Genomic DNA, 23,990 nt, shown 5'->3' with positions numbered 1-23,990 from the left:
TAGTCGAATTACGGTGTCTCGAGCAGCCGCCCGGTCCGGTGAAGGCGGTCAAGTCCGACAGCTCATCGCGTTCGCCGACGCGCACGACTCGGACGTGGCCGGATGTTCGGTGACGAACTCGATGAGACAGCGCGATCGGATCACGCGTCTCGGGTAGCTACGTCGTCGATCTCGTTCTGGTAAGTGAGACCACTCCCATTCGCCGCGACGGACAGAACACGCTGATAAGCAGCCGGTCCGAGGGCGCAGCCGGCTGCGGTGGGCAATGCCGCGGCTCAACACCGGACCCTTACGGCGCAGCCGGTCGAGAAATACGACCGCAGTGCCCCAAACCGCTGAACGCAGGCGGCCGATACTCAGAAAGAGCAATCAATGAACTGTGTCTCCGACACCGACCCCACTCGACGAAAGGCCTGTCCGCCGTCAGTGGCGGTGGCGATAGCCGTTGCGGTGGCCATGGTGGATGGTTACGACTTGTTCCTCTTCGGTGCCGTCGGCCCGTCCTTGCTGGCGTATCAGCCGTGGGGTGCAACCGCGGCCACCCTGGGTTTGATCGGAAGTCTGACAACGCTTGGCATGCCGTTCGGCGCGATCGTAGGTGGGCGCTGCGCCGACAGATTCGGGCGCAGGACACCACTAGCCATCAGTTTGACCTGGGTTTCGGTATGGATGCTCGCCAGTGCGTTGGTGCCGAGTGTGGAGTTGTTCGCCGCAACACGCTTCGCGACCGGGCTCGGGCTCGGCGCGCTCGTCCCTATGCTGACCGCTTTCGTCGCGGACTCGGTACCCGCGCGCAGGCGCAGTGTCTCGGTCGGCATCGCCCTGGCAGGTATCGCGGTCGGCGGACTCGCTGCGGCCTTCCTCGCCCGAGCAGTACTACCTGAGATGCACTTCCAGCATCTGTTTCTTCTCGGTGTCGTCCCGCTCGCCTTGGTTCCCGTCGTTTTGCGGCTGCTACCCCCAGGACGACCATCGTCTGCGACCATGACCGACGAGAAGAAGACTGTCTCCGCCGAGACAACCAGCTTCCGAACTCTCTTCTCGCCAGGATTCAGTCGAGCTACCGTCTTGTTCGTCGCTGCTGGGATCGTCGGATTGGCACTCGTCTACGGTGCCAGCACCTGGCTTCCGACGCTGATGGTGAACTCCGGGTACGACATCAGCTCGGCGCTCGAGTTCACCATCGCTTTCAACGCCGGGGCGATCATCGGCACACTCGCCATGACGCTCATTGCAGATCGTGGCTACCTGCAGTCGACCACGATCGTGTGTTTCCTTCTCGCGGCCGTCGCCTTTCTGGTGCTCAGCGCGCCACAATCACGCGGGATCGTATTGTTGGCATCGGCCGTCGCCGGACTCGGCGCGCTCGGCACGCAGAACTTGCTGAACGCGTTCGTCGTGTACTTCTATCCGCCGAATCTGCGCGGTACAGCCCTGGGATTCACTTTGGGTATCGGCAGAGTCGGTGCCATTGCGGGGCCGAGCTACCTCGCATTCGCCGCGACCACCTTCGATTCCCCACGTGCTGGCTTTTATGCGTTCGTGGCACTTGCTTTGGTCGGTGCCGTCGCCCTAGCCCTCGTTCCACGTCCGAACAACGCCACGCCACAGACTTCTTCACTGAAACAAGCTGCACGCGCTACTGACACGGAGGCCTCCGCCAAATGACGAATTCCATCGACACAGACGTCATCATCGCCGGCGCCGGTCCTGTAGGGCTGACCCTCGCCCACGAACTCGGCTCCCGCGGTGTCCGCAGTCAAATACTCGATCCCAGGCTCGACGCAGGACTGATGTCTCCTCGCTGCAAACAGATGAATCCACGATCGATGGAAGTGTTTCGCAGACTCGGTCTCGATACCGATATCCGGGCGAACGCGCGCCTACCTTTCGGATGGTCCGACTCGGCTGCGTTCTGCACCAGCCTTCTCGGCCATCCGCTCGAACGCTTCGACGGAGTATTCGCCCTGTCCGACATCCAGCGCACCGAACTCGCCGCGCCAGCGCTGTGGTGCGGACAGAATCGGCTCGAAGAAGCACTAAGAAGCGGACTCCCCCCGCGTGCCGACGTCACCACACGTTGGGGATGGAAGGTGACAGACTTCGACCAAGACACTTCAGGAGTGCACGTCGACGCGGTCGACGAACTCCAGAACGCGCATACCATCACAGGCCGGTATCTAGTTGCTGCGGACGGCGGTCGGAGCATGATCCGTCGCTCGCTCGGGATCGCATTGCAAGGTCGCAGCCACGAGTTGACCAATCTGCAAGTCATCTTCAGAGCGCCCGGTCTGGGTGACAGGCAACGCAACGGCCGTGCCGTTCAGTACTGGGTTGTCAACCAATCGGTCAATGGCCTCATGGGCACCTTGGACACCGAGGACACTTGGTGGGCGATCATCATCGACGCACCGCAAGACCCGACCACCGAGTGGATCGAACACGCGCTGCACACAATGATCGGTGCCAACTACCCCGTCGACATTGTCTCCCGCGACCCGTGGACGGCCCGCATGCTGGTCGCCGATCGGTACCGAGATGGAAACATCTTTCTCGCAGGTGACGCTGCCCACCTCAACCCGCCGTGGGGTGGGTTCGGTGCCAACACAGGTATCGGTGATGCTGCCGACCTGGGCTGGAAAATTGCGGCAGCACTACAGAACTGGGGCGGTGCGAAGCTACTCGACAGTTACGAGTCCGAACGCCGACCCATGGCCGTCCGCGCCATCGCCGAAGCAGAACAGAACATGCAGGTTTTGACGGGTGAGCTCAGTCGTCCCGAGCTTGAGCAAAGCACCGCGGCGGGTGATGCGGCGAGAGCTCAGGTGGCGGCGGCAATCAGAAAACACAAGACTGCCGAGATGTACACGCTGGGCTTTGTGCTCGGGGCCACGTACCGCGACTCTCCGTTGATTGTCGCTGACGACGGCCCCGCCCCGCAGTCCACGACATCGACCTACAGGCCGTCGGGGTCGCCCGGCTCCAGGCTTCCTCACCTATGGCTCGGACCGGAACAGTCTCTCTACGATGACCTCGGGCCGGGATTCACCTTGATTGAGATCGCGGCGGCACCCGCGTCGAGCGCATGGGAGCAATCTGCTGTCAAACGAGCGGTGCCGTTTACCCGACTGCGGCTGAATCGACCTGATCTGCGCGAAACATACGGTGCTCGGTATCTACTTGTTCGGCCCGACCAATACATTGCGTGGCGAAGCGACACCGACCCATCGGAGCCGGGTGCCATTCTGGATTACGCTCGCGGTGAATAGCAAACATTGCCACCAAGGCTCGCAGAGTGGTCATCCTGCACCCACATTGGCAAGTTACCGCACCGTCAAGAGATGTTGACGACGACGTATAACTAGACGAAGTAGTATGCGGGCGGCCTGTGAGCAGGAGCGGGCTTCGGCTGGTCCTGCCAGGTCACGTCTCCTCGACATTGGTCTGCGTCTTTGGCTCGCAGCTAGACGGCTTGTCGAAAAGAGATGCTTGGGTTGCGTCCTGGGATGCGACTTTCGCGCTTTCGCCGACCAACACGCTTTGTTCTTGATCGGGATCGACTACGCGTTCGTTGAAGCTTTCAAGTATCGGAGCTGTCAGCACGCGGTCGACAGCTGATGGAGGTGTGAACTAACCCCGGAGGAACGCTGCAATAAATTTGATCTGGCGCTCTGTTCGCGCTGCAACGTGTAGCCCGTTCACGACCTCAGAAGGGAGGTCGCGCCGGCGCACTAAACGTTCGAACAGGATTGCGTCGAGCTGTCGAGGCACAAGCGAAGTTGATTCAGCGTCGCTGGCAAGTCTGGAAAGGCGGTAGAAACGGGATCCTCTCCCAGTCTTGCTCGATGGTCTCGCCATTCAGAAGCCGCGCGGCGCGAGGCACCTGCATCATGCTTCGGTTCGACCGTCAGACCAGGCATTTTGAGCTCGACAGGGACTTCCTCTTGGATTCGACTCAGCGCCTGTACATATCGCAAGAGTGTGTTGTTCCACGCGGACGCGTGAGGGTCCGGTCGGCTCTGTCTTGAGGATAGGCTGGTCCAGCGGGGCTGTTGCCCACGAACCGCTGCAATCCGCAGCATGTTCGGAGGCTTGAAGTGCTGCAAGCCGACGGGAGCCTGCACAGTAATCTAGGGTCTTGCCAACTCAACTCTCAGTTTCCGCTACTTTAGTTGTCGAAACCCTTACGTAGTCGAGGCCGTCATAGCACTAGAATGAGACCTCACGTTCCTGGAAGCACTGACTTCGCCCGAGGCGAAGCAGCATGGTTCTCTCGGCGTCGCTCGGATCGCGGCCGTGACCGGTGTCGACAAGAGCGTGGTGTCACGCGCACTCAGGGCAATGGAGCGAGAAGGCGTCGTTATCCGTGATCCCACCACGCGGGGATACCGACTTGGTTGGCGCCTGCCGATGCTTGTTGTGTCCACCGAAATCAGCGACCTGATGCACCTGGCGAACAAGGCGATGCACGACTTGGGTTCGCAATTCCCCAATACCGTTCAATCTTTCGTGATTCTTCGTGACAGCCGTGTGTTCGTTCCCTACAACATGGCCAACGGGGGCTTCTTTCGCGACCAGCCGTGGAACGCACGCGGGTACCTTGCATTTTCGACGGCACCAGGCCGCGCATTGCTCTGTGACTATTCGTTGGCGGATCTGCGCCAGGTATATCCGGAAGGTTTCGATCTATCTGAGGCGCTGGCTACTTACGGCGCTTTCGACCGAGCCGACGTCATCGCCGCAGCCCAAGGAAAGCAACGGTACGAGCGCGTACGGCACCCTCTGGTTGTGGAAGATCCAGAACACCCGATCGCCACGCACGTCACGGCCGCCGCACCCAAGCGGACCGTGACAGTCTCGGAGCTGAATTGGTCCGAACGCCAACAGCTGCTGATTGCACGCCCCACCGGTACGCCGCCGACCCCGGTTCCTGGCTGGCCGCCGTCGAGGCCAGCTCGAAATCTGCCATCCGGTTCTGCGTTGTGGGGTCAGTGCCGTGATCTCGGTACCGATACCGCTGGGCTGACCTTGGTGCTGTGCCGCGGCGACGTTGGCGAGCATGCTGCGGCTGTCCGCGTACTCGCGGATCGTCCGAATAGCCTCGCCGACCCCGTGTTCGATCACTGGTCGTATGAATCAACGGTTCCGTTCCCGGCCACCGAGAAGACTGCTAGTCAACGATTGTTCGACTCAGCGTAGACCTATCCGACACGCGTGTTGAACCGGCGTGGGCGAGGCGCACCGATTCCGAATCAGCCGGGAACTCTTGGGGTCGCCGGCCCGACTACTGCACGAGAAGGCCGGCCAGCAGCCTTGTGCAGACCGAGGAGAATCCGCAGGTGCCCACCACTGAAATCGATCGAGTGTCAGCGTTCGGTGACGCCCCGCCTCCGGCGACGAGGACGAAGACAAAGACGCCACAGTGTGCACAGATCAAGCCGTTCGTGTTTCCGGCTGCACCTCTACGCCGGGGTTCTGGTGGGACCGTTACTGCTCGTCGCGGCACGCCCGACCCGGGTATGTCGAGTGCCGTTCAGGCCGCTGGCCAAACGCGTTGTGTTGCACACGGATACCGCCCTAGGACGCGGCGGTGAGAATATCAGTCCTGGGTTGGTACACGCGTTTGTTGTAATAGCACTAACTGTGTTCGTTGCTGTCGACGTGGCTCCGGGACTGCGCGCCGCCACCGCTCGTCCGCAACCGCCCTTGAATTCCTGTCATTGCCGGTACGGGAAGAAGGAATCGAATTTCGTTTCTTACTCAGAACAATGCGGATGAAGGCCCCGAAGATCGAGCACAGGGCCACGATACAGGTTAGGACAACTCATGATCGCTGATACCCCACTGCGGTGGGCCACCACTGCACTGTTCGTGTTTGCTGCCGGATACTGCCTGTATCGCATCACCTGCGCAGCTCGGTGGACTGTGCGGATCGATCACGGATTCCATCTGGTGATGTGCGTAGCGATGATCGCGATGGCGTGGCCGTGGGGACTCGGCGTGCCGCCGATCCCGCAGGGAGTTTTGTTCACCGCCGCGGCGGTGTGGTTCGCGATTTCGGCAGCGCGCACGGTGCCGAGCAGCGTCGGTGTCGACGAGCACCCCCACGGGCCGCTGATGGGCAGCTATCACGCGTTCATGATGGCTGCGATGGTGTGGATGGTGGCGGTGATGGCGGGATGGCTTCCTGGTACGGCCGCGCACGATCACACCGCCGATGCCTCCCCCGACGACATGGCCGGAATGGGCACCCATACGCACACCCCGGACATGGACATGAGCACCCATTCCCACACCGCCGCGATGAGCGGGCCCGAATGGATCTCCACGATATCCCTCACGCTCACAGCGGCTTTCGCCGTCGCAGCGATCCTATGGCTCTACTGCCTTGTCGCCGCGGAACAGACCGCGGCACTCGCACTGACATACTCGTCGCGCTCGGGGTCATCGCCATCGCACTCAGGGACACCGGACTTGGGCAATGCTGCTGTGGCTGTTCTGCCGGCATTGCGGCGTCAGAGTGTCGCTGCGGCGTGCGAGGTGGCGATGGCAGCAGGAATGGCGATCATGATGGGCGTGATGTGACCCCTGCACGCGACATACACCTCTGCAGTACATCGACTTTGAAAGAGGCTCTGTGACAACAGATTCGCTGCGCGGGATGCCGCCCAGCCGCCAGTCTGTGGGCGCGCGTTACGGTCTCGCTGTCGCGTTCGCCTGCGCGACAGTGTTTGTCGTTGTGGTCACCGCCCTTTCGGGGGACGCCAGGTATGCCGCGAGTGGCGACTCGTTCCCCGGCACGGTCACCTCACTGTCCTACGTCCTGCTCCGTTTCACCGCATCCCTCGCCGGCGCAATCACGGTGGGTTCGCTGACGTACGGGATGATGTGCACTCGTTTCAGCCGCGCTGGTCGAGTTGGTCCAGAGGGGTACGCGGCCCTGCTCACCGCGGGCCGGTCGAGTCTGATCTGGCTGGCCGCGGCGCTGGTGTTGATTCCGGTGTCAGCAGCTGATGCCACCGGAATCGGCATCGGCGATGCGGTGACGCGCGGGGTGATCTTCGATCTCATCCCGCCGAACGAGGCCCCTAAAGCGTGGATGGTCAGCGCGGTCGCCGCTGCCGTCGTCGCCATCGGGGTCCGGTGGACCCTGAATTGGGTAGTGATGGCCGTCTCGGGGTTCGTCGCCGCCATCGGGGTGTTGCCCGCGTGGGTTGTGGGCAATGCCGGTCAAGGACCGAACCACGACATCGCTACCAGCGCCGTGATCATTGCGGTGCTGGCTCTGTCGGTGTGGACCGGGTCGACTACGAGCCTGTGGTCACACCGTCGCCGGGTAACTGGCAGCGGCAACTCCGACCCCGATGTCGCGGTCGCGATGTCGCGGCAGAGCATCGTTGCTGCTTGCTGCGCGGTTCTTGTGACCGCCCTGTCCATCGTGCTGATGATCATTCTGCTTCCGGCCGGTTCTGTGTTCTCCACCTCCTACGGGCGGCTCGCGGTTGCAGGTGCCGCGGTTCTACTTCCTGCTGCGATGTACCTCGGCAAAGACGTGCTGCGGAAGCGGAGCGGTGAAGTGCGGCCGCAGCTCAATCGTGCTGCGGTACAGCTGGTCGGCCTGATCGTCCTCTGGGCGATCGTAACCCTGATGGCGGTGCTGCCCGCTCCGGCGTTCTTCACCTCTCCGGCCACGGTGTACGACGTTCTTCTCGGATTCGAACCGCCCGGGGTCCCCTCGCTCGGGCAGTTCGCGACCTTCTGGCGGTTCGACTTCGTTACCGGCGGTGCCGCAGTTGTCCTGATCGCGTTGTACGGGTGGGCGGTTCTTCGGTTACGTCGACGCGGCGATCACTGGCCGATCGGGCGCACCATCAGCTGGATGGTTGGATGTCTGGCGTTGTTGGTGGCGACGAGTTCGGGCGTCGGTGCGTACGGTTCGGCGATGTTCGGCGTCCATATGGGCGTGCACATGACGCTCAACATGTTCGTCCCGGTTCTGCTCGTACTCGGCGGGCCGGTCACACTTGCGTTACGGGCGCTGCCCCCAGCTCGGGAGGACGGCATGCCGGGGCCCCGAGAGTGGATCGTGTGGGTGGTGCATTCGCCGCTGATGCGGGTGCTGTCGAACCCCGCTGTCGCAGTCGGGTTGTTCGTCCTCTCCCTCTATGCAGTGTATTTCAGCCCGCTGTTCGACGAGCTGGTCCGCTACCACTGGGGTCACGAGCTGATGAACATCCACTTCATCGTCACCGGATACCTCTACTACTGGGTCATCATCGGTATCGACCCCGGCCCCAAACGCCTCCCCCACCTCGGCCGGTTGGCATTGCTGTTCGCGGTCATGCCTTTTCACGCGTTCTTCGGCATAGCTGTGATGACCATGGACCGCATCATCGGCGGAACGTTCTACCGCTACCTCGATCTCCCATGGGTCCACGATCTCGCCGGCGATCAGCGTTTCGGCGGTGGCCTGGCATGGGCATCGAGCGAGGTTCCTCTGGTCCTCGTGGTCGTCGCGTTGGTCAGCCAGTGGGCGCGTCAGGACAGGCGCACCGAGGTTCGTGAGGATCGGCTCGCCGATTCTGGTACCGACGACGAACTCGCCGCCTACAACGCGATGTTGGCGCAGCTCTCGCGTACTCGAAAGTGATTGGACCACAACACATCGTGACCGAGACCGTTTTCTTCACCGGAATGATCCTCTCGGCGGGCGGAGCGGCGTGGCTCGCCTCCCGCGCCGAGCACTGGCGCGACGTACGGTGGGTCGGTGTTGCGGCCATCATCGTGTTCGCTGTCGTTCTCGCCGCAGCCACCGGTCGTATGACATCTACCTGACGTACACCACTACGACCCCGCGGCCGCGGACTATGAGAGGCAGTCTGGTCAGAGCAGAGTGCGCCAGTACTCCCAGAACCGCTCAATGCACAGCAGCACTACCACGGTGTACCAGATCGCTACGATCGGCCAAGTCCATGCGCGCAACACCGGCCAGGCACTGGCCCGTGCCAGTTCGGTGAGCCAGAGGGGGATCGTCACGGCCCACACGGCCATGCAATACGGGCACAAGGCCCCGATACGGTAGAGACTCTCGAATATCAGCCAGTGCACGAACACCACACCCGCCGACAGACCTGCGGCGAGGCCTATCCAATACCAGCGCGGTACCGCGACCGCGCCGAGGATGAGGACTCCAGTGACCACCACGACACTGAACGCAGGGATCCCGATGATGGGGTTGGGGAAACCCAGCAGCGCTGCCTGCGGCGCGGTCATCACCGACCCGCAGGACAGCACCGGGTTCAGGCTGCACGAGGGAACGTAACTGGGGTCGAGGAGTAACTCGTACCGTTCGATCACCAAGATCAGCGATGCGAGCAGTCCCACGGTTCCTGCGACGAAAATCCCCCATCCCGCCCCGGCAGCTCCGTGCCTACGCCGTTGCGTAGGAGCGGTGTCGGTCATGTCGTTCACGGGATGGCGCGCACTGCAGCATCGAGAGCTGCGGGTGTGCTCAGATCGAGGGGTTCGCCGTTGAGCAGAACGGTGGGCGTGGCGTTGATGTTGGTCTCGAGCACCGAGCGGGTCGAATCGCCAACCCAGTCGGCGTAATGGCCGCCGGTGATGCAGTCCTGGACGGTGTCGGGCGCTCCCGCGGCGACGGCCATGTCGGTCAGTTCCTCGTCGGTCAGCCCTGAACCGCCTTCGGCTGGCTGCTGCTCGTATGCCGCGGAGTGGAAGCCCAACCAGGTGTCGATCGACGAATCAGCTACGCACAGTGACGCATTCGCCGCACGGGTGGAATAGTCGGTGGAGGACATGCGGTCGAGGATGGCAATGGGATGATAGTCGATCGCCGCAATTCCGCTGGTGCGAAGCTCGTCCAGGTTGCTACCGAACGTGGCTTCGAAGTTCTTGCACACCGGGCATTGAAAGTCCTCGTAGATCGTCAGAACACGCTTGGGTGAGCGTGCGCCCTCGGCGAGTTCAACATTCGGGCTTGCGGCGCGCAGAGCCCCGGTCTCGGTGACCGATGTCGGTTCCGCCGCAGTCTGCGTCGACGAATCGCGGCTTGCGATCACGATGATGCCGACGATCAATGCGAACGCCACCAGTGCGGCGGTGACGCCGATGCGGACCCAGATCGATCGACGATGTTCGGCCGCGGCGAGGGTGTTGAGCTGAGTCCGGGCAGTCTTGGGCACGGGAAGGGATCCTTTTGTCGGTTCGGTCGGTACGGGTCGATCAAGTGCGTGAGAAGGTGCCGGTCTGCCCTGAACGCCAGACGCAGCCACAGCGCGGTCAGGCTGCCGCACCGAGCCGCCCGATGACCGCGCCGGTGCCGCTGTCGCTGTCGCAGGACTCGGTCAATCAGCAGTCGCGGTGCGGTATGGAAAAGTTCCCGGACGAACGCGGACACTTCCGAGCTGGTGCGTGCGACCGACCGCGGTTATCGCGGCGGCGGCTTCGGTGCGAATCCACCTGGTGGCTGACCGGGCGGGGTAGAGGGCGTTCACCGAGGCGGCAACACGAGTTTTTCGGTGCCGAGGTATTCGGTCGTACGTTCACTACGAAGCGCGGTATCGGCGCAGCCGGAGGCTGTTCGAGACGACGAAGAACGACGAGAACGCCATGGCAGCACCCGCGAGGAGTGGGTTGAGCAGACCGGCGGCCGCGATCGGGATGGCGGCGATGTTGTATCCGAACGCCCACACCATGTTTCCCTTGATGGTCGACAGCGTGGCCTTGGCCAGGCCCAGTGAATCGACCACAGCACCGAGGTCGTCGCGCACGACGATGATGTCCGCGGCACCGATGGCGACGTCGGTGCCTGCGCCGATGGCCAAACCGAGATCCGCCGTCGCCAATGCCGGCCCGTCGTTGATGCCATCACCCACCATTGCCACCGTCCGGCCGGCCTCCTTCAGTGAGGCGATGATGTCGACCTTGCCCTCGGGCAGTACCTCGGCAATGACCTCGTCTATTCCGACTGCGTCGGCGGCGACCTGTGCCGCGTAGGCGTTGTCGCCGGTGACCAACAATGTCCTCAGCCCGAGAGCGTGCAGGTGGGCGATCGCAGCGGCAGCGGAGGGTTTGACGGTGTCGGAGAGGGCCAGCACGGCCCGGACGATCCCGTCGACCGCCAGGTAGACCGAGGTGGCTCCGATCGTGTCACTGCGGTCCTGTGCGCTCGTCAACGTTCGCGGGATCACCGATCCCCGGTCCTCGAACAGTCGTCTGCGGCCGATCTCGACGAATCGCCCGTGGACCCGGCCGTGGGCTCCCATACCGGGCACCGCTACGAAGTCCTCGACCGGCTCGAGCTCGCCGCAGCGGGAGCGGGCTGCGTCGACGATCGCGGCGGCGACGGCATGTTCGGAGGCGTGTTCGACGGCACCGGCGAGGAGCAGCATCTCGTTCTCATCGGCACCATGGGCGACGACGATCGATTCGAAGGTCAACGCGCCGGTGGTGATGGTGCCGGTCTTGTCGAACACCACGGTGTCGACGGTCCTGGTTGCTTCCAGGGCGTGGTGGCCTTTGATGAACACTCCGAGCTGGGCCCCGCGGCCGGAAGCAACCATCAGGGCCGTCGGTGTCGCCAACCCGAGCGCGCAGGGACAGGCGATGATCAGCACTGCGAGCGCAGCGCTGACCGCGGTGTCCACCTCGCCGGTCCCGATCCGCCACCCGATCAATGTCAGCGCGGAGAGTACGAACACGATGGGCACGAACACCCCGGAGATACGGTCGGCGAGACGCTGCAGATCAGCTTTGCCCGACTGTGCTGCGTCGACGAGTCGGATCATGCCTGCGAGCGCGGTGTCCGATCCGACCGCCGCAGCTTCGACCACCAGACGGCCATCGAGGACCACGGTTCCGCCGATCACCGCAGACCCGCTCTGTATGTCGACGGGCAGCGACTCACCTGTCATAGCGCTGGTGTCGACGGTGCAGGAGCCGTCGATCACGAGGCCGTCGGCTGCGATCACTTCACCGGGCCGCACCACGAACCGCTGGCCTTCCTTGAGCTCGGCGACCGGGATGCGTAGTTCGTTGCCGTCGCGCAGCAGCACCGACACATCGCGTGCGCCGAGTGCGGCCAAGGCCCGCAGCGCGCCCCCTGCTCGGCGTTTGGCTTTGGCCTCGAAGTAGCGGCCGGCGAGAACGAAGACGGTGACACCGGCCGCGACTTCGAGGTAGATCGAATCGCTCGACACGATCGCGGCCCAGATGCCGCGGGTTTCGTCTGCGGTGGAGATACGGAAGAACATCGAATACAGCGACCAGCCGGTCGCGGCGATGATGCCGGAGGAGACCAGGGTGTCCATCGTGCTGGTGCGGTGCCGCAGGCCCACCAGAGCGGCGCGGTGGAACGGCAGGGCCGCCCACCCCACCACCGGAATTGCCAAGGCCAGCAGGACGAACTGCCAGCCGGGGATGCGGGTACTGGGGACCACCGCGAACATGATCGACAGGTCCGCGATCGGTATGAACAACACCAACGCGACGACCAGGCGTCGGAAGATGTCGCGGGTGTGCGCGTCCTCGGCGGAGGTGTCGACGCTGGAGTGGTCGACGAACGGCTCGGCACCGTAACCGGCGGCCGCGACGACCTCGCATAGTTGTGTCGACGTGGATGTGGTGGGTGCATCGATGGTGGCGATGGCGGTGGCGTAGTTCACCGATGCCCGGACCCCGTCGATCTTGTTCAGCGTGCGCTCCACTCGGTTCGCGCAGGCTCCACATGTCATCCCGGTGACCGAGAGCGCGATTCGAATCGTGTCGGTTCCGGCAGGGGCCGAAATGTCACCGGGTTCGGAGGTAGGGGCGGGTGTGGTGCTCACAGACATCGGATCAGTTCTCTCGTCGGTAGTGCGGGCTGTTCACGCGAGCGCGGGTCAGGCCGCCGGGTCGTTCGTATCGCGAAGGTGTCCACGCCGTCGTCCGTAACGAGCGCCGTCGGGAAGCTCGATGTCCGCCTCGGGATCGGCGGGCAATCGATGTGGGGTCGGGGACCCGGCGTCGTTGTAGCGGTGCCGAACCATCACCGTCACCAGCACTCCGACGGCAATGATGGCGTGCGATGCCACTCGTTCGGCGGTGACCTGCCCGGCTATCGAATCGGTGATCACGAAGACCGTCAGCAGGACAGTGAACGTCGCCAACACCGGTAGCAATCCGTTGGTCGCTGCCGGGCGCCATGCGGCGAACAGGAATCCGACGCCCACAGCAAGGTTCCAGGCGGTGCTTTCGTTGAACAGATGCCCGGTCATCGCCTCGCTGTCCATGACCATTCCGCCGTGGACGTGATCGTGCCCGATGCCGAAGATTTGGCTGAGCCCGAGGGCCAACTGGGCCAGTGCAATCACGGCCAATGCAGCACGCCAGGGGTGATCACGGCTGACCCAACGTAGGAATCGCTGCGGCCGGCTGCCCGGAACGGGCACACCGACGGTGGTGAGAATGCTCGCTGTCAGATCCGGGGTCCGACCGACCGATCTGACACGCAAGCTGCGGGTGAGCGCGGTTGCCGATGCGTACCATGCCTGGCATTCGGTGCAGGTAGCGAGATGCTCGTCCGTGCGTTCGGAGGGCACGGGCTCTCGTTCTCCGTCGACGCGCGCTGACAGAGCTTCTCGCACTAGTGAGCAGTCCACTTCTACAGTGTCGCGCAGGGCTGGCGCTAAGTTCCCGGCACCGGTCCCCTACTGTTGCGGGCGTGAGTTCACGGGCCGAACACGACGCGCACACCACCGAGTTGGCGCTCGCTGCCGGTCGGGGCGATCACCGAGCCCTCGAATCGTTCATCCGAGACACCCAACGCGATGTGTGGCGTTTTCTCGCTCATTTGAGCTCGGTGTCCGCAGCCGACGACCTCACCCAGGAAACCTATCTGCGCGCGATGAAGTCCCTGCCGCGTTTTGCCGCTCAGTCCTCGGCGCGAACGTGGCTGCTGTCGATCGCCCGGCGCGTGGCCGTCGACCAGGTGCGTTCGGCGATGTCCCGTCCTCGTCTGGTCGGCAGCGACGATTGGATCGCCGTCGCCGACTCCGCCCACGCTGCCTCGGCCTCGTCCTCGAACTCGTCCGAAGACCTCGTCGAGGTACGGATGTTGCTCGCGGGGCTTCCGGCCGAGCGGCGCGAAGCGCTGATACTCACGCAAGTACTCGGCCTGTCCTATGACGAAGCCGCACAGGTGTGCGGGTGCCCGATCGGGACGGTCCGCTCCCGAGTGGCACGCGCCCGCGAGCAATTGATCACGGCATCGCGCGCCGACGGGCAGAACACCGGCTAGAGCGTCGGATACGCGGGCGGTCACAACACTTCCGAACGCAGAAACCGGTGCCGTCATTCACTGCCCGCGAAGTGCGACCCCTGACGGAGCACTGCATACGGCAACGCCGAGTTAGCATCGCCTCGAACTGCAGCGATTGCGCCATCAACGGATGTTGTTGCCGTCGAACCGTCTTCGCGTCTGTAAGGTCGGCACCGGCCGCGTTGGGGTAAAACTTACGCGGCAGGACAGGATCGATGATCGCTTCGTGCGGAGTCCAGCGCGAGTCGCAGCAAGGCCGGTAGTCGTCCTGGATCGAACAAGCACCCCCCATGCAGGTTGAATCGACCCCACCGATCGACTGAAACTGTACGACGGTACCGGCGGCGAAATCGATACCCGAACCGGAGGCGTAACCGTCGCAGCCGATACGGGCGACGGCAGCAATACAGCGGGTTCAGGTGTACCGGCAGTCAAATCGGAATTCTCTGGTGCTCGTTGCAGTAAGCCACATGGGCGATGTCACCCTGGTTCGCCGAGGTAGTCGATCGAGATCTGTAATCCCCCGGTCAACGGGTGGGTACCGACGCTGGCACGAATGGCGAATACGGAACGCAGCAACTCCGAGGTCAACACCGCACGCGGTGGTCCAGACGCTACAACAGCTCCCCTGGACAGCACGTAAAGGTCGTCGCACACCGCCGCAGCGACGCCGAGGTCGTGCAATGTCATCAGGCAGGTGTCACCCCGATCCTTCAACAGTGTCAACAACTGAACCTGGTGGGCGACGTCGAGATGGTTGGTGGGCTCGTCGAGTACGAACACATGCGCTCGTTGCGCAAAGCAACGGGCGAGCAGCACTCGCTGCTTCTCGCCACCGGACAACGATTGAAAGCGTCGAGTCGCCTTGTCGCTCAGGCCGACCTCCGTCAGGGACTGCTCGATGGCGTCGCGATCCTCCGAGGACTCGCGGCGAAAGCTCCCCTGGTGCGGAACGCGTCCCAGTCCCACGACGTCGCGGACGGTGATTCCGTTCACGCTGTCGCGCTCCTGGGGTACCGAGGCAACGATCCGTGCACGAGCGGCAGGCGAGATATCGGACAGGTCGCAGTCCCCGACGACAATGTGACCCGCTGTGGGCTTCAGATGCCGATACACCGCGCGCAGCAAGGTGGACTTTCCGCTCCCGTTGGGCCCGATCACACCGGTGATTCGTCCGGCCGCGGCCGTCAACGACACTCCGGACACGATCTCGTTACCGGATAGCCGCACGGTCAGGTCGTCGACCTCGAGCGTTCCGGCATCCGTGTCTGTCGCATTCATGTTCTCCTCCCTCGAACGATCAGCATCACCAGCAGCAGCGGTCCCCCGAGTGCAGCGGTCACGATGTTCACCGGAAGTTCTTGGTGTACGACGCGAGTGGCGACCCGGCACAGCAAGTCCACGGCTATCATCAAAGTCGCTCCCACCAATGCTGCTACAGGAAGCAGCGTCCGGTGATCCGTTCCGACTACCAATCTGCACAGATGCGGCACCAGTAAGCCGACGAAACCGATCGCGCCCGAGACTGCGACCACAGCGCCGGTCATCAGACTGACGACGACGAACACCTCCCGGCGCACCTGCGGGACCGAAATACCGAGGGCAGAAGCGCTTTCGTCGCCGAAAGCGAGAGCATTGAGTTGACGTCCTCTTCCGTAGAGCATGACTGTGCCGAGCGTGACAACGAGCGCAGTAATCGGAACCTGGGACCACGTCGCCCCTCCCAGCGAGCCCATCAGCCAGAACAGCACACTGCGTGTCTGAGCTTGATCGTCGGTCTGTAGAACCATGAAACTGGTTCCTGCGGAGAGCATTTGACCTACCGTAACTCCGACCAGGATCAGCCGAGTCGGACCCATTACTCCACTGATTCCACCAGCTGCACCGGTGACCGACCACACGACTCCGAGAGCCACTATGGCACCGAGGAACGCGGCCAACGGCAGTAGCGTGTGGCTTCCGATCGCCGTGGACACCGCACCGACGACTCCTCCGCCGAAGACCAAGACCCACACTGCCCCGACCGACGCCCCCGATGACACCCCTAGCAGATACGGATCGGCCAAATCGTTGCGTACCAGTGCCTGGACTGCGACCCCAACGACGCCGAGGCCAGCACCGACGATCATTGCCATGATCGGACGAGGAACCCGAACCTGCCACACGATGACGTCGATGCTGCCGGGTTGAAACACTCTTCCGCTCAGCCCGTCTCGTACCGTGGACCAGACCTGCCCGAACGGAACTGCAGTCGATCCGTAACTCACTGCGAGGGTGAATCCCGACAGCAGAACGAGCAGTGTGACTGACGCAAGTAACGCGCCACTGCGTTTACCGACCACGGACGGCCTCGGCGATAGTGGCGACCGCGTCCGCATTTTCGATTCCGGGAAGCGCCGTCTCTTCGGCACCGAGATCGATGAAGCGCCCGGCACGAACTGCCCGCATATCGCGAGCGCGCGGGTCGTTGCGCAGTGTGTCGATGGCTGCTGCGAAGTCAGCGGCACCTTCTTCGGCGGACGTCTTGCGGCGGGTGGCGATCTGAATGTAGTCGGGATCGGCAGCTATGACGTCTTCCCAGGACACAGACTTCACACTGGTTGTGTCGTCGGCGAATACGTTGCGTGCACCCGCCAGTTCGTATACCGCATTGGCTATCTGCTTACCGCCGACTGTGGTCATGCCCTGGCTCGTGGCGTCGGGCGAGTAGTAGAACACGGACGGCCGCTGATCCGGCGCTGGATTTCCCCTAGCGACAGCAGCCACCGTTGCTCGCATCTGCTCGATCAGGTCCGCCGCCGCCGGTGAAGCATCGAGAACGGCACCTATGCTCTGCATATCTCGGTACACATCGTCCAGGTCGGTTCGCGCGGCCGACAGCGTCGATGCACATGCGCTGGATGCGAGAAACACGTGCGACATTCCGGCATCGGCGAAGTCCTGCTCGGTCATGCCATCCCCACCCATCAACTGCATGGATCCCCAGGCATCGATGTAGGCGTCCGCCCCGGCAGTGAGAAGCACTTCTTTCGGAATTGCGCCGGTGGAGAGAACCGGTGTCGACTGCGCGATCCCGCGCACATCGTCGGGAAGCGTGGCTATGCCTGCCGCCCAACCTGTTCCAGCGAGACGATCGGCCTTGCCGAGCCTGATCACCAGCTCCAATGCCGCAAGGTTCGCCGTGACCACTTTCTCCGGGGCAGCGTCGAACGTCGTCGGACGGCCGCCGCAATCTTGCACCGTGACAGGAAACGACGCACCAGAAGTGCCGGTGGCATCCAGATCGCCGTTGTCGGAACCGGGAGTGCGTACGCAGGCTGTCGTCATCAGCGGAACCAAGGCGATGGCAAGCCCTGCCCTCATCCCGGAACGTATCTTCATATCTCATTAGTCGCGCACGCCGATACTTCAGTTCCCGCGGGAACTGAACTCAGTTTCCCGAATAGGTTGCTCCGCGGAAATTTATAGACTAATCGGACAGATGCAGGGAGGTTGACTAGCCATCCTCGACTCGTCCACTCCTGCTGTCGGACTCGAGAACGTGGCAAGTGCATCCCGAGCGGCAGGGAATTTACCCGACCGGGATGCGAGCCGTAGGCGACAGGGACCGCTATCTCCGTTCGCACATCACTAAGGCGTTGTTCTCACTGACCGCCAGCCGTCGACGGCGCTTCATGTACGGAGTGTCGGTGCCTTTCGAAGATGAGATCTTCGATCGGCAACCGATCCGCGGTCTACCGACCACTTTGTCAGACCCGTTGCGAAAAGCGGAGACGGTTGAGATACCGGAGATCTCGAAGTCGAATATCTTTGTTGCGCAGCGGTGCTGAGGGCAACCGCACCAGCACACTCGTTCTTTGCCTCGTGTAAACATGTAAACCATGGCCGACAAAATCAAGCATCTCGGAATCTTTCTGTTCGACGATGTCGAGGAACTCGATGCTGTCGGCCCATGGGAGGTCTTGTCCTTCTGGACCGACAGATGGCCGGAGGACGGATGGAAGGTCTTTACCTTTTCCCAGACCGGCGGTGAAGTCAGGTGTGCCAAGGGCTTGACCGTCCGATGCGGCTACAGCGAATCCGACCGGCCCGACCTCGATGTACTCGTTTATCCCGGCGGGCGAGGCACGAGAACGCATCTCGTCGACCGAGCACGGCTCGATTGGGTGCAGCGCCTCGCTGAGGAGGGAACACTGATGACCAGCGTCTGCACGGGAGCCCTGGTGTTCGCTGCGGCCGGCATCTTGCGAGATGGCCCCGCGACAACCCACTGGGCCGCACTCGACCAACTCGCTGAGCTCGATCCCACAATCGACGTGCGGGGCGACGATCGGTTCGTCGATTGCGGCGACACGATCACCTCGGCCGGTATCTCCGCGGGTATCGACATGGCACTACACCTGGTTGCACGGCTCGCCGGTGCCGACCGCGCACGGCAGGTTCGGCGTGGCATTCAGTACGACCCGCAGCCCCCTGTATGAGAAGCTGAACCCACGCCCCGCCGGGTGGTAATGGTGAACGCTCGTGTCGAGCGAATCCACCTACACTAGCGAATAAACCTCTGCACTAGCCCCTTTCGTGCGGCTGAGAACACAACCGAAAAAGCCACCAGCAGCATCCGAACGGCCGGAACCTTACGCCGCCGAATGGTCGGTGGGCAGTTGTAACAACACCACCAACCGCTACGTCCGCTCGACCAACGTCCCGATCGTCGACCCTCCCCTGGTGCCGATGATCAGATCACCCTCCCAATGGCCGGAACGTTGCGTCGGCGACCGCGGCGGGCCGTTCGGAGATGTTGACCATCCCGGGTTTTCGACCGCTGTTCGGTGGTTCGACGATGCGCGAGACGCACCGGCCGACCCGTCCGGAGGTGCCTGGTCAGCTCCTTGGTCAGGCCACCTTTGCTCTGAACGTACAAGCTTTGATAGATCGTTTCGTGCGACACATGCATCTCCGGCGAGTGAGGAAATTCCTTCCTCAGTGTCGCCGAGATCTGCTCCGGGGAGTAGTCCAACTCCAGTAGTGCCTGCACTCGACCCCGCAGCAATGGGGTCAGCTCGAGCTTGTCCTTCTTCGGGCGTCTGGCTGCTTTGCGGGCATCGCGCTCGGCCTGATGTGGCTTGTCCTGGCTCCGGGAATACTTGTGCCGCTTCAGTTCTTGACTGATTGTCGATACTGCCCGACCTAGGCAAGTCGCGATTGCGGTCATCGTCCAGCCGTCGCGGACACCGTCGGCCATAAACTCTCGCTCTTCGAGCGCGAGGAAGCGGCCGCTCGGTGGTGGGGTCGAGCGTGGCCGTACACCACCGCATTCATAGATCCAGTTTCAGCCGCTGCCCTCGCTGATCCCGACGGCGAGGGCAGCGTCCTTGACCGTCACGCCACTGCTAAGCAGTGACCAGAACGTCATCCGTACAAGTTGTGAAAAAACCGGGTGAACCATTTCAAACATCCCTAATGATCAGGCACGTTGCGACCACCCGCTCGAATCCGCCCTTATGGACGGACCAGGTTACCGACCCCGCAAACGACCCGGCACCAAGACCACCTGACAACCGAGCCCGTCGCCGATATCCTCACCTCAGCAGGTCCGGACGTGGGGGAATTACGTGACAACTACCCCTGGGGAATTAGGAGACCATCGACAGTCAACAGTTCGACATTAGCCATGCTTCGCCTAGTAATGCCTGTTTGGCAGTACCAGCGTAGATTTATGCTCCCTGCATGTCGCTTACCTTCGAGTACCTCTGCACTCAGACGTACAGAAGCGTCGTTCCTGGGTCGGCGAGGATCGCCGCGGTGCGTGCCAATACTTTTGAGCCCAGTTCCCCATCGACAAGTCGATGATCGAACGACATGGCCAGCTGGGTAACCTGGCGGATCTCGATTTTCCCGTTCACGACCCACGGTTGTGCTCGAATGGCGCCGAAGGCAAGGATCGCTGCTTCTCCAGGGTTGAGAATAGGGGTTCCCGCGTCGACTCCAAGTGCACCGATGTTAGTGATGGTCACAGTTCCTTGCGACATATCTGCAGGGGATGTCCTGCCGCTACGAGCAATCGTGATGAGGTTAGTCAACGCGTCAGCGAGCCCACGCACATCGAGGGTGTGTGCATCTTTGATGTTGGGGACGATCAGTCCACGCGGGGTCGCGGCCGCGATGCCCAAGTTGATGTAGTGCTTGATCACGATCTCTTGAGCTTTGTCGTCCCACGTCGCATTGATCTCAGGGTGCGCACGAATGGCGAGGACGAAGGCCCTGGCAACAAGCACCAGTGGATTGACCCGAATGCCGTCCCACGACCTGTCCGCTTTGACCTGCGCAATCAGATCCATCATCGGTGTTACGTCGACAGTCAACCATTCGGTGACATGCGGGGCAGTGAACGCCGACTTGCACATTGCGTCGGCAGTCAACTTGCGTATCCCTCGTATCGGAACCCGAGTTTCGAGCAAGTCCGCAGGGCGCTCAGCGGAAATCACCCCGTGCTGCCCGTTCTGCTTTCCGGCCGCTGCTTCGACGTCGCCGCGGGTGATGACTTCGCCCTGTGCCGGGGTGACCGAGTCCAGTTCCACACCCAGCTGTTTGGCGAGAAGCCTGACTGGCGGTGTAGTTCGCACATCAATACGCCGTTCTGTCACCGAGATCGACTTCGAAGTTCCATCACGAGATGACACCTGTTCTGCCGTCACGTGTTCGAGTGGCGTCGCCCCCGTCGTTGGCGCTGCGCTGCGGGCAGGGTCGGTCGGCGGTGAAACCCGTCGACGACGTTCGGCAGCTTCTTTGGGGCCAGGGCCGACGAGCACCTGAGGCCTTTCGTCATCCTCCCCCTGTATTGGTATCGAAGGAACTTCGTGCGTTCGACCAGTCTTGGGGCGTAAGGCACTCGGTTCCGGTTCCGAAGTAGCCTGCGCGGCAGGCTGATCCGACGCGATTTCGATGATTACGGTGCCGACCGGGACTGTAACGCCTTCACTGACAAGTAGTTGCTGCACTACCCCGGCGTAAGGGGAAGGCAGTTCGACAGCGGATTTGGCTGTCTCGATTTCTACCAGAACGTCATTGATCGCGACCGTATCGCCGACGTTCACGTGCCAAGCGACGATTTCGGCCTCGGTGAGGCCCTCCCCTACGTCGGGGAGGGCGAACTGCTGCGGCGTGTCCATGTGTTTCCTTCAGTACTTCAACGATGTTTCGATGGCGTCGAGGACACGATCAATATCGGGCAGAAACTCGTCTTCGACTTTGGCCGGTGGATAGGGGAGGTTGTACGAACCGACCCGTAGGACTGGGGCTTTGAGCGCGTAGAAGCAGCTCTCGGTAACCGCTGCGGCGACTTCGGCACCGATGCCGAGGAAGGTCGACGCCTCGTGAACGACTATCAAGCGACCGGTGGCCTTGGCGCATCGCTTCAATGTGTCGAGGTCCAAAGGCGAGATGGTACGGAGGTCGACCACCCCGACCGAGTAGCCGTCCTCTGCGGCAGCCTCGGCAGCGGCGATCGCTGTCTTGACCGTCGGACCGTGTGCGACCAGTGTCAGATCGGTTCCGGTTCGCCATACACGGGCGCGATTCAGTGACGCAGGTTGGGCATCTAGATCGAGTTGGCCTTTATCCCAGTACCGCCGTTTGGGCTCGTAGAAGATCACGGGATCGTCGCTTGCTATCGCGGCTCGGAGCATTCGGTATCCGTCGGATGGGCTCGAGCAGGAGACGACCCTGAGGCCAGCGGTATGCGCGAAGTACGCTTCGTTTGATTCGCTGTGGTGCTCGACGGCGCCGATACCGCCGCCGACAGGGATGCGGATGACTATAGGCAGTGTTGTTCGACCCCCTGACCGCGCCCGCATCTTCGCTAGTTGGCTGACGATCTGGTCGAAGGCTGGATAGACAAAGCCGTCGAATTGGATCTCGCACACAGGCCTATACCCGCGGAGGGCCAGACCGATGGCCGTTCCGACAATCGCTGACTCGGCAAGGGGAGTATCGATTACGCGATTGTCACCGAATTCTTTGTGCAGACCTTCGGTGACTCGAAATACACCGCCCAACGCTCCGATGTCCTCACCGAGCAGGATTACGCGATCGTCGTCGAGCATGGCTCGACGCAAACCGGCGTTCAACGCCTTGCCGAGTGTCGATGTGGTCGAACCGGGTTCAGGACTTGCCTTGGTCATGGATTCGAGCGAGAGAGTCATGTGGTCGTGTTTCCCGCCATCATCTCGTTGTACATGTGCAGAGTATGTTTTTCCGCTGTGACGCCGGGATGTGGGTCGACGTATACGTTATCGAACATGCTCTCGAATTGAGGCTCTTCAATCGAACGACAGGCTGTTCGAACTTCGATTGCGAGTAGGTCCAGTTCTTCGTCGAGTTCAGCGAAAAACGATGTCGGAACTCCGATTTCGTTTAGGACGACTCGTAGTCGGTGTAGCGGATCGCGAGCAGTCCATTCATCGAATTCTGCGGCGTCACGGTATCGTTTCGGGTCGTCCGATGTCGAGTGACCCGCCATTCTGAACGTGATTGCTTCGACGAGTGCTGGTCCTTTGCCGGATCGTACGAGGTCGGCGGCAACTTTGGTTACTTCGTAGACAGCGAGGGCATCATTTCCGTCCACATAGAAGCTGCGGAGTCCGAACCCTGCTGCGCGTTGATGGACAGGTGCAGCGTATTGCATATCGGTGGGGGTCGATATCGCCCATTGGTTGTTCTGGCATACGAACAACACCGGTAGGCTGCGTGCGGCTGCCCAGTTGAATGCTTCGCTGACATCGCCTTGGCTTGCTGCACCATCACCGAAATATGTTGCGACAATTGCATTTCCGCCGCTGAGTCGGCACCCGAGGGCGTATCCGTTGGCATGAAGGGTCTGCGTTCCCAGTACCAACGAGTTGTAGTGAAAATTGTATCGGACCGGGTCCCAGCCTGCGTGTGTAGCTCCGCGCCACTGACTCAGTAGCTCTGCAGGTCCGATGCCCCGGACCATCGCGGCGGCGTGTTCTCGGTACGACGGGAAGACATAGTCGTGAGCGGTGAGTGCGTACATGGATCCAACCTGCGCCGCCTCCTGGCCCCAGCTTTGCAACCACAGACCGAGTTCGCCTTGGCGTTGCAGAGCAAGTGCTTCCTGGTCGAGCCTGCGAGCTCGTGCCATGTCCCGGTAGAGCTTCCGTGCCAAATCGGTGTCGATACGATACAGGGTGCCGGTTTCGGTGAGACTGCCGTCCGGTCGTACGAACTGAGTCATCGGCAACGCCGTCGGCAGCGAGTCGGCCTCGAAGTCGTGGCGATCGTGTAGTGGGATGGGGAGACTCATCGGGTAGTCCTTAGGTGCTTAAGAAGTGTCCACGCGGAGACAATTTGAAGTGATCGGCCGAATTTGGGCTCGGCAAGGGAGGCTCTGCGCACTGGTTTGCCGCCCGATACGCGGGTGCAGCCGGTCACGCTGTCACGGGTACAGATTCGGACAACGTCACAGCACAGACTGTCGGTGTAGCTTCGAGTGACCTCAGTAGGAGTGCGGCTCGACGAGGGTCGGCAACGAATACGACGAAAAAGGTGCGCCTTTGCTCGTCGCACTGCGACAGCCGGGCTTCGATGACTGGAATGCCGCGGCGGTGTAGGACCGAGGCCATCGATAGCAGATCCGATTGCGTTCCCTCGGTGG

19 protein-coding genes are annotated in these 23,990 nt (G+C 62.2%); 8 read left to right on the top strand and 11 right to left on the bottom strand.

The window, feature by feature from the left end; genetic code table 11:
* Positions 1-372: 372 nt before the first annotated feature.
* The 6 genes from O4220_RS24770 (at position 373) to O4220_RS24745 (ending at position 8,835) form a co-directional block, all read left to right on the top strand.
* On the top strand, positions 373-1,668 hold the full coding sequence (locus tag O4220_RS24770; protein WP_269608210.1) for an MFS transporter: 1,296 nt from the start codon (positions 373-375) through the stop codon (positions 1,666-1,668).
* Positions 1,665-3,269: an FAD-dependent monooxygenase gene (locus O4220_RS24765; protein WP_269608209.1), complete on the top strand. Its 1,605-nt coding sequence runs from the start codon at positions 1,665-1,667 to the stop codon at positions 3,267-3,269. Before O4220_RS24770 ends, O4220_RS24765 begins: the two co-directional genes overlap by 4 nt.
* A gap of 961 nt (positions 3,270-4,230) precedes the next feature.
* On the top strand, positions 4,231-5,199 hold the full coding sequence (locus O4220_RS24760; protein WP_332112880.1) for a helix-turn-helix domain-containing protein: 969 nt from the start codon (positions 4,231-4,233) through the stop codon (positions 5,197-5,199).
* Between the two features lie 627 nt (positions 5,200-5,826).
* A complete protein-coding gene (locus O4220_RS24755; protein WP_269608208.1) occupies positions 5,827-6,585 on the top strand; it encodes a DUF5134 domain-containing protein in 759 nt (252 codons plus the stop codon).
* Between the two features lie 52 nt (positions 6,586-6,637).
* Positions 6,638-8,650, top strand: coding sequence for a cytochrome c oxidase assembly protein (locus O4220_RS24750; RefSeq protein ID WP_269608207.1), 2,013 nt, complete (start codon positions 6,638-6,640; stop codon positions 8,648-8,650).
* Between the two features lie 17 nt (positions 8,651-8,667).
* Positions 8,668-8,835: a hypothetical protein gene (locus O4220_RS24745; protein ID WP_269608206.1), complete on the top strand. Its 168-nt coding sequence runs from the start codon at positions 8,668-8,670 to the stop codon at positions 8,833-8,835.
* A 48-nt stretch (positions 8,836-8,883) separates the two neighbouring features.
* On the opposite strand, the gene O4220_RS24740 is transcribed toward O4220_RS24745, so the two are convergent.
* The 4 genes from O4220_RS24740 to O4220_RS24725 all read right to left on the bottom strand — a co-directional run bounded on the left by O4220_RS24740 (position 8,884) and on the right by O4220_RS24725 (position 13,643).
* Positions 8,884-9,462, bottom strand: a complete 579-nt coding sequence (locus O4220_RS24740) for a vitamin K epoxide reductase family protein (protein WP_269608205.1) — start codon at positions 9,460-9,462, stop codon at positions 8,884-8,886.
* A gap of 5 nt (positions 9,463-9,467) precedes the next feature.
* Positions 9,468-10,202 carry a DsbA family protein gene (locus O4220_RS24735; RefSeq protein ID WP_269608204.1) on the bottom strand — a complete coding sequence of 245 codons (735 nt, stop codon included), beginning with the start codon at positions 10,200-10,202 and terminating at the stop codon, positions 9,468-9,470.
* Between the two features lie 363 nt (positions 10,203-10,565).
* Entirely contained in the window at positions 10,566-12,851 is a 2,286-nt protein-coding gene (locus tag O4220_RS24730; RefSeq protein WP_269608203.1) for a heavy metal translocating P-type ATPase, read from the bottom strand.
* Between the two features lie 48 nt (positions 12,852-12,899).
* Positions 12,900-13,643, bottom strand: coding sequence for a zf-HC2 domain-containing protein (locus O4220_RS24725; RefSeq protein ID WP_269608202.1), 744 nt, complete (start codon positions 13,641-13,643; stop codon positions 12,900-12,902).
* 77 nt (positions 13,644-13,720) lie between these two features.
* Here O4220_RS24725 and O4220_RS24720 point away from each other — a divergent pair, with 77 nt between their 5' ends.
* Positions 13,721-14,296, top strand: a complete 576-nt coding sequence (locus O4220_RS24720) for a sigma-70 family RNA polymerase sigma factor (RefSeq protein WP_269608201.1) — start codon at positions 13,721-13,723, stop codon at positions 14,294-14,296.
* A 501-nt stretch (positions 14,297-14,797) separates the two neighbouring features.
* Here O4220_RS24720 and O4220_RS24715 read toward each other — a convergent pair.
* Genes O4220_RS24715 through O4220_RS24705 form a run of 3 tightly spaced genes read right to left on the bottom strand, consistent with a single transcriptional unit; the run spans position 14,798 to position 17,698 of the window.
* Complete coding sequence (locus O4220_RS24715; protein ID WP_269608200.1) at positions 14,798-15,598, bottom strand: ABC transporter ATP-binding protein; 801 nt, start codon at positions 15,596-15,598, stop codon at positions 14,798-14,800.
* The gene (locus O4220_RS24710; RefSeq protein WP_269608199.1) at positions 15,595-16,659 is read right to left on the bottom strand and encodes a FecCD family ABC transporter permease; all 1,065 of its coding nucleotides are present in this window, start codon (positions 16,657-16,659) and stop codon (positions 15,595-15,597) included. Before O4220_RS24710 ends, O4220_RS24715 begins: the two co-directional genes overlap by 4 nt.
* Positions 16,649-17,698 carry an ABC transporter substrate-binding protein gene (locus O4220_RS24705; protein WP_269608198.1) on the bottom strand — a complete coding sequence of 350 codons (1,050 nt, stop codon included), beginning with the start codon at positions 17,696-17,698 and terminating at the stop codon, positions 16,649-16,651. Before O4220_RS24705 ends, O4220_RS24710 begins: the two co-directional genes overlap by 11 nt.
* A 500-nt stretch (positions 17,699-18,198) precedes the next feature.
* Here O4220_RS24705 and O4220_RS24700 point away from each other — a divergent pair, with 500 nt between their 5' ends.
* A complete protein-coding gene (locus O4220_RS24700; protein WP_269608197.1) occupies positions 18,199-18,798 on the top strand; it encodes a DJ-1/PfpI family protein in 600 nt (199 codons plus the stop codon).
* Between the two features lie 254 nt (positions 18,799-19,052).
* Here the strand turns inward: O4220_RS24700 and O4220_RS27965 are convergent, their stop codons facing one another.
* From O4220_RS27965 to O4220_RS24685, 4 genes are all read right to left on the bottom strand, one after another.
* Positions 19,053-19,640, bottom strand: a complete 588-nt coding sequence (locus O4220_RS27965) for a transposase (RefSeq protein WP_420030465.1) — start codon at positions 19,638-19,640, stop codon at positions 19,053-19,055.
* Positions 19,641-20,073: 433 nt separating this feature from the next.
* A complete protein-coding gene (locus tag O4220_RS24695) occupies positions 20,074-21,486 on the bottom strand; it encodes a dihydrolipoamide acetyltransferase family protein (RefSeq protein ID WP_269608196.1) in 1,413 nt (470 codons plus the stop codon).
* A gap of 9 nt (positions 21,487-21,495) precedes the next feature.
* Positions 21,496-22,497: an alpha-ketoacid dehydrogenase subunit beta gene (locus O4220_RS24690; RefSeq protein ID WP_269608283.1), complete on the bottom strand. Its 1,002-nt coding sequence runs from the start codon at positions 22,495-22,497 to the stop codon at positions 21,496-21,498.
* A gap of 17 nt (positions 22,498-22,514) precedes the next feature.
* On the bottom strand, positions 22,515-23,639 hold the full coding sequence (locus O4220_RS24685; protein WP_269608195.1) for a thiamine pyrophosphate-dependent dehydrogenase E1 component subunit alpha: 1,125 nt from the start codon (positions 23,637-23,639) through the stop codon (positions 22,515-22,517).
* Positions 23,640-23,990 lie beyond the last annotated feature (351 nt).

The sequence above is a fragment of the Rhodococcus ruber genome, from assembly GCF_027270735.1.
Lineage (GTDB): Bacteria > Actinomycetota > Actinomycetes > Mycobacteriales > Mycobacteriaceae > Rhodococcoides > Rhodococcoides rubrum_A.
The sequence above is the reverse complement of the archived record's forward strand: the minus strand, read 5'-3'. Positions and strand labels throughout refer to the sequence as shown.